11 protein-coding genes and 2 pseudogenes are annotated in these 14,420 nt (G+C 70.3%); 5 read left to right on the top strand and 8 right to left on the bottom strand.

Features of this window, described 5'->3' with window-relative positions; genetic code table 11:
• Nucleotides 1-177 precede the first annotated feature (177 nt).
• The 4 genes and pseudogenes from ABTX62_RS18160 to ABTX62_RS18145 form a co-directional block, all read left to right on the top strand.
• Entirely contained in the window at nucleotides 178-993 is an 816-nt protein-coding gene (locus tag ABTX62_RS18160) for a rhamnogalacturonan acetylesterase (protein WP_352117095.1), read from the top strand.
• A gap of 32 nt (nucleotides 994-1,025) precedes the next feature.
• Nucleotides 1,026-2,336 carry a pectate lyase family protein gene (locus ABTX62_RS18155; RefSeq protein ID WP_352117094.1) on the top strand — a complete coding sequence of 437 codons (1,311 nt, stop codon included), beginning with the start codon at nucleotides 1,026-1,028 and terminating at the stop codon, nucleotides 2,334-2,336.
• 99 nt (nucleotides 2,337-2,435) lie between these two features.
• Nucleotides 2,436-3,569: a pectinesterase family protein gene (locus ABTX62_RS18150; protein WP_352117093.1), complete on the top strand. Its 1,134-nt coding sequence runs from the start codon at nucleotides 2,436-2,438 to the stop codon at nucleotides 3,567-3,569.
• Between the two features lie 4 nt (nucleotides 3,570-3,573).
• Nucleotides 3,574-4,086, top strand: a pseudogene (locus ABTX62_RS18145) (hydrolase); the annotation flags it as partial.
• Nucleotides 4,087-4,221: 135 nt separating this feature from the next.
• Here ABTX62_RS18145 and ABTX62_RS18140 read toward each other — a convergent pair.
• The 4 genes from ABTX62_RS18140 to ABTX62_RS18125 all read right to left on the bottom strand — a co-directional run bounded on the left by ABTX62_RS18140 (nucleotide 4,222) and on the right by ABTX62_RS18125 (nucleotide 9,305).
• Nucleotides 4,222-6,438: a glycoside hydrolase family 43 protein gene (locus ABTX62_RS18140; RefSeq protein WP_352117092.1), complete on the bottom strand. Its 2,217-nt coding sequence runs from the start codon at nucleotides 6,436-6,438 to the stop codon at nucleotides 4,222-4,224.
• A 502-nt stretch (nucleotides 6,439-6,940) separates the two neighbouring features.
• The gene (locus ABTX62_RS18135) at nucleotides 6,941-7,774 is read right to left on the bottom strand and encodes a pectate lyase (protein ID WP_352117091.1); all 834 of its coding nucleotides are present in this window, start codon (nucleotides 7,772-7,774) and stop codon (nucleotides 6,941-6,943) included.
• 95 nt (nucleotides 7,775-7,869) lie between these two features.
• Nucleotides 7,870-8,709, bottom strand: a complete 840-nt coding sequence (locus ABTX62_RS18130; protein ID WP_352117090.1) for a hypothetical protein — start codon at nucleotides 8,707-8,709, stop codon at nucleotides 7,870-7,872.
• Nucleotides 8,706-9,305: a SigE family RNA polymerase sigma factor gene (locus tag ABTX62_RS18125; RefSeq protein WP_352117089.1), complete on the bottom strand. Its 600-nt coding sequence runs from the start codon at nucleotides 9,303-9,305 to the stop codon at nucleotides 8,706-8,708. Before ABTX62_RS18125 ends, ABTX62_RS18130 begins: the two co-directional genes overlap by 4 nt.
• Nucleotides 9,306-9,575: 270 nt before the next feature.
• On the opposite strand from ABTX62_RS18125, the gene ABTX62_RS18120 reads away from it, so the two are divergent.
• Nucleotides 9,576-11,033 carry an NCS2 family permease gene (locus ABTX62_RS18120; RefSeq protein ID WP_352117088.1) on the top strand — a complete coding sequence of 486 codons (1,458 nt, stop codon included), beginning with the start codon at nucleotides 9,576-9,578 and terminating at the stop codon, nucleotides 11,031-11,033.
• 73 nt (nucleotides 11,034-11,106) lie between these two features.
• Here ABTX62_RS18120 and ABTX62_RS18115 read toward each other — a convergent pair whose 3' ends face one another.
• From ABTX62_RS18115 to ABTX62_RS18100, 4 genes and pseudogenes are all read right to left on the bottom strand, one after another.
• The gene (locus ABTX62_RS18115) at nucleotides 11,107-12,561 is read right to left on the bottom strand and encodes a peptidoglycan D,D-transpeptidase FtsI family protein (protein ID WP_352117087.1); all 1,455 of its coding nucleotides are present in this window, start codon (nucleotides 12,559-12,561) and stop codon (nucleotides 11,107-11,109) included.
• A 73-nt stretch (nucleotides 12,562-12,634) separates the two neighbouring features.
• Nucleotides 12,635-12,994, bottom strand: a pseudogene (locus tag ABTX62_RS18110) (LuxR C-terminal-related transcriptional regulator); the annotation flags it as partial.
• Between the two features lie 103 nt (nucleotides 12,995-13,097).
• Nucleotides 13,098-13,571, bottom strand: a complete 474-nt coding sequence (locus tag ABTX62_RS18105) for a GNAT family N-acetyltransferase (RefSeq protein ID WP_352117086.1) — start codon at nucleotides 13,569-13,571, stop codon at nucleotides 13,098-13,100.
• A gap of 3 nt (nucleotides 13,572-13,574) precedes the next feature.
• Nucleotides 13,575-14,348, bottom strand: a complete 774-nt coding sequence (locus ABTX62_RS18100) for an IclR family transcriptional regulator (protein WP_352117085.1) — start codon at nucleotides 14,346-14,348, stop codon at nucleotides 13,575-13,577.
• Nucleotides 14,349-14,420 lie beyond the last annotated feature (72 nt).

Genomic DNA, 14,420 nt, shown 5'->3' with positions numbered 1-14,420 from the left:
ATCCCCCCACGCCCACCGGATCGGGCCGGCGGCGGACCCATCGCGCCCCGCCGTCGGCCCCACCCCTCAACCCCTCCACCCCCCACCCCACACCCCCCCACCCCCCCACAACCCTCCACACCCGAAGTAAGAGGCACTGCCGAAAGCCCCGAAACACCGCCCTGAAAGGCCGCCCCCATGTCTCTCACCCGCAGACAGGTCGCCGCCGCGGCGCTCATCGCCGCCATCCCCGTCGTCGCCGCCGCCTCCCCCGCGCACGCCACAGCCTCCTCCTACGGCGGCGCCCCGCGCACCCGCACCCTCTACATCGCCGGCGACTCCACCGCCGCCCAGAAGTACGCCGACGCCGCCCCCGAGACCGGCTGGGGCATGGCACTGCCGTTCTTCCTCCGCGAGCCCCTGAAGGTCTCCAACCACGCCGTGAACGGCCGCAGTTCGAAGAGCTTCATCGACGAGGGCCGCCTCGACGCCATTCTCGACGCCATTCGGCCCGGCGACCTCCTGCTGATCCAGTTCGGCCACAACGACGCCAAGTCCGACGACCCCACTCGCTACACCGAGCCCTGGACGACGTACCAGGATTACCTGCGGCGATACATCGCCGGCGCCCGTGCACGCGGCGCGCGCCCCGTGCTGGCCACGTCCGTGGAGCGCCGCAGATTCGATGCGAACGGCAACGCCCGGTCCAGCCACGGCGAGTACCCCGCGGCGATGCGGGCGCTCGCCCAGGCGGAGGGCGTGGCGCTGCTCGACATCCAGGCCCTGTCCCTCGCGCTGTGGCAGGAACTCGGGGTCGAGGAGACGAAGAAGTACTTCAACTGGACCGAGACCGAGCAGGACAACACGCACTTCAACCCGCCCGGCGCGATCGCCGTGGCGCGGCTGGTGGTGCGGGAACTGCTGCGCACCCGGGTGCTGGCACCGCGGGACGTGCGCCGGCTGGACGACGACATCCCGGAATCCTGGATCACCTGGCCCCAGCCCACCGCCTGACCCCACCCGTCCTGTACTAGGAGAGCCGCACCATGAATGCACGCAACTGGCATGGGCATGCCACAGTGAGAGCCGCCGCGCTCGTCGGATGCACCGCCCTGGTGCTGTCCCTGACCGGCGCCACCGCTCAGGCGGGCGGCCGGGACCTCGGCCGTGAGGTACTCGCCGCGAAGGACGGCTGGGCCTCTCAGGGGACGGGCACGACGGGCGGCTCGGCCGCCGACGCCGCGCACGTCCACACCGTCACCACCTGGGAGGAGTTCAAGGCCGCCCTGAAGGCCGGCGGTGACGCCCCGAAGATCATCAAGGTCAAGGGGATGATCGACGCCGTGGCCCAGGGCTGCGAGGCCTTCGAGGCCGAAGGCTACGACTTCCAGCAGTACCTCGCCGACTACGACCCCGCCGTCTGGGGCCACGACACCCCGGTCAGCGGGGAGCAGGAGGACCTGCGGGACGCGTCCTCGGACAACCAGGGCAAGGCCATCAGGGTGAGCGTCCCCTCCAACACCACCATCGTGGGCGTCGGGGAGAACTCCGGGATCCTCGGCGGCAGCCTGCAGATCAAGGGCGTGCACAACGTCATCCTGCGCAACCTCACCATCGAGGCCCCGATCGACTGCTTCCCGCAGTGGGACCCGACCGACGACAACAACACCGGCGCCTGGAACTCCGAGTACGACGGTGTCGTCGTCTACGGCTCCACCCATGTGTGGGTCGACCACAACACCCTCACCGACGGCCGCCACCCCGACAGCTCCCTGCCGAAGTACTTCGGCAAGGTCTACCAGCAGCACGACGGGCTGCTCGACATCGTGCGCGGCACCAACCACGTGACCGTGTCCTGGAACTCCTTCCAGGACCACGACAAGACCATGCTGATCGGCAACAGCGACAGCGCCGCCGCGGACGACGCCGGCAAGCTCAAGGTCACCCTGCACCACAACCGCTTCGAGGGCATCGTCGAGCGTGCGCCCCGCGTGCGGTTCGGGCAGGTCGACTCGTACAACAACCACTTCGTGGTGACCAAGGACCAGCCGTTCGGCTACGTCTTCGGCATCGGCATCGAATCGCGGCTGTACGCCACGGACAACGCCTTCTCGCTGGCGAAGGGCGTCAGCACGGCCAAGATCCTGAAGAAGTGGAAGGAAGCCCCGCTGACCGCCGAGAACAACTACGTCAACGGCAGGCTCACCGACCTGATCGCCGTGCACAACGCGGAGATCCCCGAGGAGAAGCTGCAGTCCGGCGCCGGCTGGAAGCCGACCCTGCGCACCCGGGTCCACTCGCCGCGGGCGATCCCGTGGCTCGTCGACCACTTCGCGGGCGCCGGTCGCCTGCGCTGACGTCACCCGCACGCCCCGGGCCGGGGCGGACCGCCCCGGCCCCCCCCACCCCCCACGCGAGGAATCACCGCCCGAGCCGCACCCCCAAGGAGCACCCCCATGTCCTCGCCCCACACCCCGCCCTCCCCGCCCAGAAGGGGAATCCTGCTCGCGGGCGCCGGTGCCGCGGCCGCGCTCGCCGTCGGGGCGGCCGCCCCCGCCCAGGCCCGGCCGCGCCCCTTCGGCCGGTACGGTTCGCCGGCCGCCCGCCGCACCCCGCGGACCCTGTACGTCCACCCGCACGGCCACGGCGACTTCACCTCCGTCCAGGCCGCCGTGACCGCCGTCGCGGGCAGCGGCTGGACCCTGGTCATCGCGCCCGGCACCTACCGGGAGACGGTCTCCGTGGACCGCTCCCGCACGGAGATGACCTGGCTCGGCGCCGGGGACGGTCCGCGTGACGTCGTCATCGTCTACGACAACGCGGCCGGCACCCCGAAGCCGGACGGCTCAGGCACCTACGGCACCACCGGCTCGGCCACCACCACCGTCCGGGCCGACGGTTTCACCGCCCACCGCATCACCTTCGCCAACGACTTCCTGCGCGAGGAGCACCCCGAGATCAGCGGCACCCAGGCCGTCGCCATCAAGGTGCAGGGCGATCGCTCGGCCTTCCACCACTGCCGCTTCCTCGGCCACCAGGACACCCTGTACGCCGACTCCAACGCCGCGAGCCTCTTCGCCCGCCAGTTCTTCTCGCACTGTCACATCGAGGGCGACGTCGACTTCGTCTTCGGCCGGGCCTCGGCCGTCTTCGAGCACTGCCGCTTCCGCACCCTGAACCGCACGGACGCGTCCGGCGCCCCGTACGGCTTCGTCTTCGCCCCCTCCACGGAGGCGGACAATCCGCACGGCTACCTCGTGACGCGTGGTCACGTCGGCAGCGACGCCCCGGACGGTTTCTACAAACTGGCCCGTCCCTGGGTGCCCGGTTCCAGCACCACCGCCCGCCCGATGCTCACGGTGCGCGACACCTGGCTGGGCCCGGGCATCGACGCGGTCGCGCCCTACGCCAATATGCGGGACGCCCACCCCTGGCAGGCCCAGCGCTTCGCCGAGTACCGCAACACCGGGCCGGGCGCGCACATCACGGTCCCCGCCGAGCGGCCCCAACTCACCGCCCGACAGGCCCGGTCCGCGACCCGCGCCGCCTGGCTCGGCGACTGGGAGCCGTGGAAGACGGCGTGCCCATGACGCCCTGGGGTGCCGGACGTCCGTGCCCGGGGCGGGGGCCGCGCCGCCGGGCGGGGCGGCGGTGAGCGGGGTGGCGGTGAGCGGGGTGGAGGTGGCGGTGAGTGGGACGCGGGCGGCGGTCGTGGACGGACCACTGCCGGACTTCCACCCGGCCCTGAAGGCCGCCCTGACCTTCCCGCCCGCCCGGGGCCGTTCCCCGGTCCGCGACCTTCGCGCCTGGCGGCGTACCGCCCGGGCCACCGTCGAGGAGCACCTCCTCGTCGAGCGGCAGGACGGGACGCCGCACGCGCCGGAGTTCACCGGCCGTTCCCGGACGCGGGACCACACCCGCGAGCTGGTGACCGTCTCCCTCACCCGCTACGAACGGGTCCGCGGCGCCCCGCTCACCCCGCACGGCCACGGGCCCTTCCCCGCCGTGCTGCTCCTGCACGACCACGGCGCCGGGTTCGACATCGGGAAGGAGAAACTCGTCCGGCCCCGGTACGACGACACGCGGCTCGCGTCCGCCCGCGCGTGGGAGCTGCGTGCCGTCTGGCGCTCGCACCACGCCGAGGAGCGGATACGGATGAAGACGTGGCCGGAGCTCGGCCACGTCTTCACCCACGCGATGCAGGACGAGGTCGTCAGCTGGCTCGACGACGTCCTGCGAGCGTCACCGCCGTACCGGCTCGATGCCCTCCAGCGTCGGCACCACCGGCTTGATCGTGCCGTCGGCCGCGAACTCCATGCGGTCGATGGTCGTCTCGCGGTGCATGCCGTCGCCGCCCGGCCTGCCGGGGCCGTTGAGGGCGAAGCGGTGGTAGACGGCGTACCAGTCGTCGGTGCCGGGGGCGTTCACCACCGAGTGGTGGCCGGTGCCGAGGATGCCGTACTCGGACCGCTTCTCGAGGATCGTCCCGCGCTTGGTCCACGGACCGAGCGGGGACGGTCCCGTCGCATACGCCACGTGGTAGTTCTCGCTGCGGGTGTCGTCCTCCGACCACATGAAGTAGTACGTGCCCTTTCGCTTGATCACGAAGGAGCCCTCGCGGAAGTTGTCCGGGGTGATGTCCCGCACCGTCGACGCGTCGTACGACACCATGTCGTCGTTCAGCGGCACCACGTACCCACGGCCGTTGCCCCAGTACAGGTAGGCCTGGCCGTCGTCGTCCGTGAAGACCGACGGGTCGATCATCTGGCCCTTCAGCGAACCGCCCTTGGCGACCAGCGGCCTGCCGAGCGCGTCCTCGAAGGGGCCGGCGGGGGAGTCCGCCACCGCCACGCCGATCTGCTGCTCGGCGCAGTAGTAGAAGTAGTACTTGCCGTTCCGTTCGGCGATGGCGGGGGCCCAGGCGTTCTTGTCGGCCCAGCTCACGTCGGGCCCGAGGTCGAGGATGACGCCGTGGTCCTTCCAGTGGACCAGGTCCTTCGACGAGTACGCCTTGAACTTGGTGCCGCTCCAGCCCTGGAAGCCGTCCGTGGTCGGATAGATCCAGTACCGGCCGTTCATGTAACGCACGTCGGGGTCGGCGTTCAGGCCGGGCAGGATCGGGCTGCGGGTGCGGACCGCCTCGACCGTCCATGTGCGCCTGGTGCCGTCGGCGGCGGTGACCGTGTACCTCTGCGGCGTGCGGAAGTCGCGTCGGGTCCCGGACTTCGGGCTGAGCTTCGCGCCCTCACCGACCCACAGCTTCGGGGCGAGGCGCCGTAGGTCGGCGTGGGGCTCCATCGGCAGGACGACCTTCGAGGCACTGTCCGTGACGATGGCGTAGCCCTTCTGGCGCTTCGCCGTCGCGTCCACGACCGAGGTGGCCGTGGCCGGGTAGGCGGCCAGCAGACGGTCGTACTCCCGCTGCGTCACCGGCAGGACCGTGCCGTGCCGGGGGCTCGCCGGGAGCTGGTAGTTCGTGGACGGGGTCCACTTGCCCGAGGCGAGGTCGGTGGTCTCGAAGGGGACGTAGCCGCGGCCGCCGTACTCGTCGATGAACAGGTACCACTTCTTCTCGGTGTTCGACTTGAACACCGTCGGGCCCTCGCCGCGGTCCATCGCGCCCTTGCCGATGCAGTCGGCCACGAAGTCGTACGTCGTCGCGGTCAGGGAAGTGGACTTCTCCCCGGTGATGAACTTCGAGCAGGGACTGGAGGAGCTGGGGTCCCGCTCGTCCTTGGTGTAGCGGTAGTACTCGTCCTCGTACTTCACCACCGTGGAGTCGATCACCGAGTAGCCCGGGTCGTTCCAGACCTTCGGCTCGCTGAAGGTGCGGAAGTCCTTGGTGGTCGCATACAGCATCTTGTTGTACGTGCTGCCCTCGTGGTTTGGGTCGTCGTCGGCGTACAGTTTCGACGCCCAGAAGACCACGTAGGCGTCGAGCTCGTCGTCCCAGTAGGCCTCCGGGGCCCAGGTGTTGCCCGCGCTGTCCGGGGAGACCTTCACCAGGCGCTGGTCGGTCCAGTGGACCAGGTCGGTGGACTCCCACACCATGATCGACTTGCTGCCGTGCCGTTGCACCTGGTCCCAGCTGCCGCTGGAGTTCTTGTACATCCGCAGGTCGGTGGCGATCAGGTAGAACCTGTCGCCCTCGGGGGAGCGGATGACGAACGGGTCGCGCAGGCCCTTCTCGCCGATCGTGGAGGTCAGGACCGGCTTGCCGGAGTTCAGTTCACGCCAGTGCAGGGGGTCGTTGCCGCGGCTGAGGGCGTAGCGGATCTGCTCGCCGTCGGCGGTGCCCTCGCCAGTGAAGTAGGCGAAGAGGTAGCCGGCGTACCTGCTGTGGTTCACGGGTGGTGCTCCGGGGTCTGCGGTGCTGGGCGGTGCCGTGAGAAGGGTCAGGAGCAGGCCGGTCAGGGCCAGGAAGGGAAGCAGGAGCGTGCGGGCGATGCGGGGGCGCATGACACTTCCTGTCGGAGTGTGGGGGGTTCTGTTGGATAGCGGCCCTCGGAGTTTCACCGGAGGGGTGCGGGGCGTCAACGGGTGTGTGTGAGGACGGTGGTTCCGAAACTTTCGAAACGCCGGTGCCTCCGGCGCAGACGACGGTCACCGTCTCCATCACCGCCCGGCTCGAGAAGGCCGTGAACAACGCCGGCACCGGCACCGTGATGGCGGGTGCGCGGCGGCACCCGCCACCCCGACGCAACCCTCGGATCCACCGTGAACGGCCCTGGTGGGAGCCCGCCGCGGGATGTCCGCACGCAGGGCGACGCCCCCGCCGGTGCGAAACGGCGGGGGCGTCCTAGCGACCGGTCGAGGGGGGCTCGACCGGTACCGTCCGGCCGTCCGGAGGGGTGCTCCGGAGGGCCGAGGTTCCGGGACGCCCGACTGGGGGGTCGGAGACCCGGCATCCGGCCGGCCCGTGGGGGGACCAGGGCCAACCGGAGTCACAGCGGGGCAGGGCCTACCGGTAGCTGATGTCGGAGGCCTTGAACAGGCAGCTCTTGCCGTCCGGGCCGGGTGGCGTCAGCTCCTTGGGCTCCTTGCCCGTGTTGTTGCCCTCGAAGCGCACACACGTCTTGATCTTCTTCTTGCCGTCGCCGTGGACGCGGATCCTCGACAGCGTCGCCGTGTCGCCGTAGTTGACGTTCACCCCGACGATCGAGTTCATCGGCGCCGTCACGTCGATGTCGCTGAGCACGATCGTGCGCTTGTGCTGCGTCTTGCAGTTGCCGCAGGAGCGGACCAGCTTGCCGGCGTTCTGCACCTGGAAGCCCGACACGTTCAGCGTGCCGGCGCCGTTGAACTGCAGCACCTTGTCGTCGGCGTTCCTCGCGCCGCCGCCGATCACCCTGTACACCGCGGACGAGGACTTGCCCTTGAAGCTGGCCGCGTCCTCGCCGACGTCCGTCCACCACACGTTCTGCAGGGTGCAACTGCCCTTGCAGTGCACACCGTCCGCGGCCGGGGTGCCGATGACGACGTTCTTGAGGACCGCGCCGTCGGCCAGCTCGAAGAGCGGGGCCTGCCCCTCGTCCTGGCTGCCGCCGCCGAGCGCGCCGGTGCCGTAGAACATCTTCATGCCGCCGTCGCGCACACCGGAGACCGAAATGGTCTTCGGCACCGGCGTCTTGCCCTTGTCCGCCGGCCAGGAGGACGCGGCGCCCGCCGTCGACAGCATCGACGTGGTGACGATCGCCGCTCCCGTGATGCCGAAAGCGGACACCGCGGCGATCACCGCCCGCCGCTTGGTGACACCACGGCGGTGGCGGACGCGCTGCTCTGCTGGTGCAGTCATGTACCGATTCCTCAGAAGGGGGGTGACTCTTGCGCCTGGTGGTCGTCACCGGTGAAGAAAGGGTTGCCGCCTCTTCATGTCTTTTTACGAGTCTTTTACGAGCCGCCGCCGTCGGCCACGGCGGCGAACCCGCCGCCCACCGACAACTGCCGCGAACCTGCGGTGGCCGTCACCGCGTAGGCGTCCTCTCCCGCGTCGCGGCCGCCGCGGGCGTGGGCGAACTGGCCGGCGAACACCCACTCGCCCGCCGGAACCGTACGGCCCTCCTTGAGGGTCCAGGTGTAGACGAGGAAGCCGTCCCGCTCGGCGACCGTGAGGGTGAAGTCGTTCTCGGGCAGGGAGCGCCAGGCGCCCGCGTCGGAGACCCCGCCGGTCTGGGCGACCTTCAACCGCACGCTCAGCGCGGTCAGTTGCTCGCGGGTCTTGAGGGTGACGTTGCTCTGCGCCCAGTAGTCGTTGCTGTGCGGGTCGACCGAGCCGTCCGACCACAGCGGCCCGTCCTCGGGGGCGGGCGGCCGCTGGGCGGCCGGGGCGTCGGGCGTCCCCGACGGCGGAGGGCCGGACTCGCGGTGCTCGGGCGACCGGCTGGGCGCCGGTTCCACGGGCGGAGGCACGGGGGGCCGGCTCGTCGCCTCCGGGGAAGGCGTGGGCGTCGGCGACGTCGCCACCTCCTGCTGAGGTGCGGCTTCGTCCTTCACCGCGGACGCCACCGCGTAACCGCCCACCGCGAGCACACCGGCGACCGCGGCCGTCGCACCGGCCACCCGCATCCAACCGAATACCGGGGGACGCTTCGCCCGGTGGCCGGAAACGGCCGGACCGGCCATGCCGCGCTCGATCCGGGCCAGCATGCGCTCCCGGTCGGGCTCGTGCGCTCCGGCCGCCTCGTGCAGCCGTGTGCGCAGTTCCTCGTGTACGTCCCGCCGCATGGTCATCGGTCCCTCCCTCCGGCCTCACCGGTGCGCGTGCCCTCCACGGCGGCCGAACAGCGGGGAGCCCCCAGCGTCGCGTGCATCCGCTGCGGCACCCCCCGCGCCCCCAGCAACCGCTGGAGTTCGGCCATTCCCTTCGAGGTCTGGCTCTTCACCGTACCCACCGACACCCCCAGCGCCAGGGCGGTGTCCTTCTCCGACAGGTCGAACGCGTGCCGCAGCACCACACAGGCCCGCTTGCGGAACGGCAGCCTGCGCAACGCCTCCTGCACGTCGACCACGCCCGCGACGTCCGGGTTCTCGGTGTTCTCCTCGCGCTGAGACCAGAACAGGGCGATGCGACGCCGCTCGCGCACCGCGCTGCGGATGCGGGTGCGGGCCAGATTGGCGACCACACCGCGGGCGTACGCCGCCGGGTGGTCGGCCGCGCGCACCCGGTCCCAGCGGTGCCACAGCGCCAGCAACGCGTCCGCCGCCAGATCGTCGGCGGTGTCCGACTCGCCCGTCAGGAGGTGGGCGAGACGGGACAGTTCGGCGTAGTGACGCTCGAAGAAGGCGTGGAACTCCACGGAGGCGGCGTCGTCGACGGCTGTGCCCACGGGCGACCTCTCCTCGCGGCGGCTGAGGGCGCTCCCGGCCGGGGCGCCCGGTGACTGTCATGCAGATGACATGTGATCATCCGGGGGAGACCCGGACGAGATCGGGAAGCGTAGCAGCGATCGTCGAACGGTTCGTACGGAGCTTCGAACGGCGTATGGCGGGCCGGACTCCGATTCCGTAACACGGAGAAAACCCGAACAGGGTTCACGGCGGGCACAATCCGGCCAGCATCCGCACACCGATGACCCAGGCACCGAGGAGCACGCGCCATGTCCGAACCGCAGCAGGTCACCGACCGGCCTCCCGTGGAGGAACCGCCGGCGAACGGCGTCGACCGGTTCTTCCGGATCTCCGAGAGGGGCTCCACCTTCGGCCGGGAGATACGCGGCGGCTTCGCCACGTTCTTCACGATGGCTTACATACTCGTCCTGAACCCCCTCATCCTGGGCGGAGCGAAGGACAAGTTCGGACACCAGCTGGACGCCGTCCAGCTCACCACCGCCACCGCCCTGGTCGCCGCGGTCATGACGATCATCATGGGCGTCGGCGGCAACCTGCCCCTGGCGCTCGCCGCCGGACTCGGCCTGAACGCCGTGGTCGCCTTCCAGATCGCCCCGTTGATGAGCTGGGACGACGCCATGGGCCTGATCGTCCTCGAAGGCCTGCTGATCTGCGTGCTGGTGGTGACCGGTCTGCGCGAGGCCGTCATGCACGCGATACCACAGCCGCTCAAGCAGGCGATCAGCGTCGGCATCGGCCTGTTCATCGCCTTCATCGGCTTCGTCGACGCCGGGTTCGTCAGCCGCATCCCGGACGCCGCGAACACCACCGTGCCCGTCCAACTGGGCGGCACCGGCACCCTCGCCGGCTGGCCGATGCTCGTCTTCTGCCTCGGCGTGCTGCTGACGATCGGACTGCTCGCCCGCAAGGTCAAGGGCGCCATCCTGATCAGCATCGTCACCATGACCGCGCTGGCGATCCTGATCAACTCCCTGGCCGACATCAAGTCCTGGGGCCTGACCGCACCCTCCTGGCCGGACCGGCTCGTCGACGCCCCCGACTTCGGGCTCATCGGCGACTTCGACCTGTTCGGCGCCTTCAGCGCACCCGGCGTCGGAGTCGTCACCGTCGTCCTGCTGATCTTCACACTGATCCTGTCCGACTTCTTCGACACCATGGGCACGGTCGTCGGCATCAGCGCCGAGGCCGGCCTGCTCGACGAGGACGGCAAGGTCCCGAACCTGGGCCGGGTGCTGCTCATCGACGGAGCCGCCGCGGTCGCGGGCGGTGCGGCCTCCGCGTCGTCGGCGACCTCCTACATCGAGTCCGCGGCCGGTGTCGGCGAGGGCTCGCGCACCGGCTTCTCCAACCTCGTCACCGGCGGCCTGTTCGGTCTGGCGCTGTTCCTGACCCCGCTGCTCACCATCGTCCCGCTCCAGGCCGCAGCCCCGGCCCTGGTCGCCGTCGGCTTCCTGCTGATGACCCAGGTCAAGCAGATCGACTGGGACCGCTACGACATCGCCATCCCCGCGTTCCTCACCATCGCGGTGATGCCGTTCACCTACTCCATCACCAACGGCATCGGGGCGGGTTTCCTCGCCTACGTGGTCGTCAAGACCGTGCTCGGCCGGGCGAAGGAGGTCCACTGGCTGCTGTGGGGGACCTCGGCGCTGTTCCTCGTGTACTTCGCGATCGACCCGATCGAGCGGCTCCTGGGAGCGAGGTGACGAGGACGGGCCGCCCCCGGGGGGAGGGGGCGGCCCGTCTCGTCTCTACAGACGGATTGTCGGCGGCCGAGGTTCAGTCCTTGAGCGCCGCTTGCATCATCGCCTTGGCGACCGGCGCCGCGAGGCCGTTGCCGCTGACCTCCGAGCGGGCCGCGTCCGACTGCTCGACGACCACCGCCACGGCGACCTCCTTGTCCGACGAGTCGGATTTGCCGTACGAGGTGAACCAGGCGTACGGCACCTGGCTGTTGTTCTCGCCGTGCTGGGCCGTCCCCGTCTTGCCGCCCACGGTCGCGCCCGGCACCTGGGCGTTGGTGCCCGTGCCCTTGTTCACCACGGTCTCCATCGCCGACTGCAGCTGCTCGGCGGTCGAGGAGCTGACGATCTGCTTCGAACCCGCGTCGCCGTAGTCCTCCAGCACATCACCTCCGCTGTCGGTGATCTGCGCAACCATGTGTGGCGAGACCAGCTTGCCGCCGTTGGCTATGGCCGCCGACACCATTGCCATCTGCAACGGCGTGGCGGTGACATCGAACTGGCCGATGCCCGTCAGGGCCGTCTGCGACGGATACATGTCCGATGGGTACACGCTGGTGTAGGCCCGCACCGGAACATCCAGCGTGTCGTCGTTGAAGCCGAACCTCTCGGCCATCGCCTTCACCTTGTCCTGGCCCAGCTTCACGGCCATCTTCGCGAAGACGTTGTTGCACGAGTACTCCAGCGCCGTGCGGATCGTGGCGTTCGTGCAGGGCGCGTTCGGGTTCTCGTTCGTCAGCTCCCGGCTGGTGCCCGGCAGCGTGTACGGGTCGGGGCTGTCCGTCCGCTCGTCCACCGACGTGTACAGCCCGTCCTCCAGCGCGGCCGCAGCCACGACCAGCTTGAACGTCGAGCCGGGCGGCAGCGGTTGCCGCAGCGCACGGTTGACCAGTGGTTTGTCCGGGTCCGAGGTGAGCCTCCGCCAGGCCGCTCCCGCGGTGTTGGCGTCGGTCAGCGAGGACGGGTCGTACGACGGCGTCGACACGACCGCCAGGATCTTCCCGGTCTTCGGGTCGATGGCGACGGCACCGCCCTTCTTGTCGCCGAGCGCCTCGTAGGCCGCCTTCTGCACGTCCGGGTCGATGGTCGTGACCACGTTGCCCGGCTCGGCCCGCTGGTTGGTGAGCGTGTCCATCACGGACTTCAGCCGGCTGTCCGTGCCGTTGAGCAGATCGTTGTAGATGCCCTCCAACTGGGTCGGGGCGTACGCCTGCGACGCGTATCCCGTGACCGCCGCGTACAGCGGACCGTCCGTGTACGTCCGCTTGTACTTCAGGTCGCCCGTCTTCGTCGGGCTCGAGCCGGTGACCGACCGGCCGCCCACGATGATGTTCCCGAGCGGCGCCGAGTACGTCTCGATCGCGTTCCGCCGGTTGTCCTTGTCGTCTGCCAGCGCCCGGCCCTCGTAGAACTGCACCCAGGTCGCCCTGATCAGCAGAGCCAACACCAGGAGCAGTGCGAAGACCGAAGCGCGCCTGATCGTCTTGTTCATACGAACCGAAGGACGAGCCACACCGGGCGGATCGTTCCCGTCCGTCCCGTTTCTCATCCGACGCGCCGTTTTCTCATCCGCCGTTCAGAAAACCCGCCTCGCACGCCGCGATCACCGCCTGTGTGCGGTCCCGGGTGCCGGTCTTGGCCGGCACCGCCGCGACGTGCGACTTCACGGTGGCCGGGCCGACCTCCATACGGCGCGCGATCTCCGCGTTGGTCAGCCCGTCCGCCATGTGCCGCAGCACCTCCCGCTCGCGTCCGGTGAGCCTCGCCACCCACGCGGGCGGTGCCGGGTGCGCGCGGGCGTGCTCGGTCGCCAGGGTGCGGACGGCCGCCGGGAAGAGCAGGCTGTCACTGCGCGCGACGAGCCGGACCGCCTGCACGAGCGCGTCGGCGTCCGCCCGCTTCAGCAGGAACCCGGCGGTGGGAGCGATCGACTGCGTCATGCGATCAGGCTCCCGCGGAGCGGGTCCCCGGCACCTCCTGCCCGGCGACGATCCGCCTCCGCCGGACGGGGGAGAACCCCGGGGCCGCTCAGCCCTCCAGGATCATCACCGTCTCGTCGATCTCGGCACCCCGGGCCGTTGCGTACCCCCGGGCCGCAGCCGCCACCCGGAAGCCGCACTTCTCCAGCACGCGCAGCGACCCCGCGTTGTCCGACGCCGCCCGCGCGTACAGCGGGCGCTCGGGCACCTGGGCCAGCAGTGCCCGCAGCGCCTGCGTGGCGATGCCGTTGCCCCAGTACGCGCGGTCCACCCAGTACGTCACCTCGCGCTCGCCCGGCTCCCCGTACACCCCCGCGCTGCCGACCACGTCCCCGTCGGCCAGGACCGTACGGACGACGACGTCGGGCGCGGAGCGCATCCGGGACCAGCGGGTGTCGAAGGCGGCCCGGTCGGCCGGATCCTCCGGGGTGAAGGCCGCCATGCTCAGGGACTCGGGATCGTTCATCTGCCGGAAGAAGACCGGGAGATCGCTGTCGTGGACCTGGCGCAGCTCGACATCCATGACTCAGAGCCTACGGGTGGCCAGTGTCAGCCGGTCCCGCGCGTCGAAGAGCGCGTCCTTGACCAGCTGTTCGTGCGCCGGTGTCAGCCGCGCCACCGGCACCGAGCAGCTGATCGCGTCCCGCGCCGGCGTGCGGTACGGGATCGCCACGCCGAAGCAGCGCAGCCCCAGCGTGTTCTCCTCGCGGTCGACCGCGAAGCCCTGGTCCCGCACCTGGCGCAGCTCCTCGATGAGCCTCTCCCGGTCGGTGATCGTGTGTTCGGTCAGCGCGGGCAGCGTCTCCGGGAGCATCTTGCGGACCTGCTCGTCCGAGTAGGTGCTCAGCAGCGCCTTGCCGAGGGACGTGGAGTGCGCGGGCAGCCGGCGGCCGACCCGGGTGAAGGGGCGCAGGTAGTGCTGGGACTGGCGGGTGGCCAGGTAGACGACGTTGGTGCCGTCGAGGCGGGCGAGGTGGATCGTCTCGGTCGTGTCGTCCGAGAGCCGGTCCAACGTCGGGCGGGCCGCCGCGACGACCTCGTCGCCGTCGATGTACGACGTGCCCACCAGCAGGGCCCGCACGCCGATGCCGTACCGCGTGCCCGTCGCGTCCGTCTCCACCCAGCCCAGCTCGACCAGGGTGCGCAACAGCATGTAGAGGCTGGACTTGGGATACCCGACGGCCTCCTGGACCGCCGCGAGGGAGTGCATGCCGGGGCGCCCGGCGAAGTATTCGAGCAGTTCAACCGTTCTCACCGCGGACTTGACCTGCGCCCCGCCACCCGTCTCGCCAGCCGACATCGCCCTTGACCCCTTCGTTGGACGGGAAATAGTCTCCCCAGCATATTCATCATCAGAGACAGCGTTCAGTAT

The sequence above is a fragment of the Streptomyces sp. NPDC096046 genome (assembly GCF_040303285.1).
GTDB lineage: Bacteria > Actinomycetota > Actinomycetes > Streptomycetales > Streptomycetaceae > Streptomyces.
This window is presented reverse-complemented; position numbering and strand designations above follow the sequence as displayed.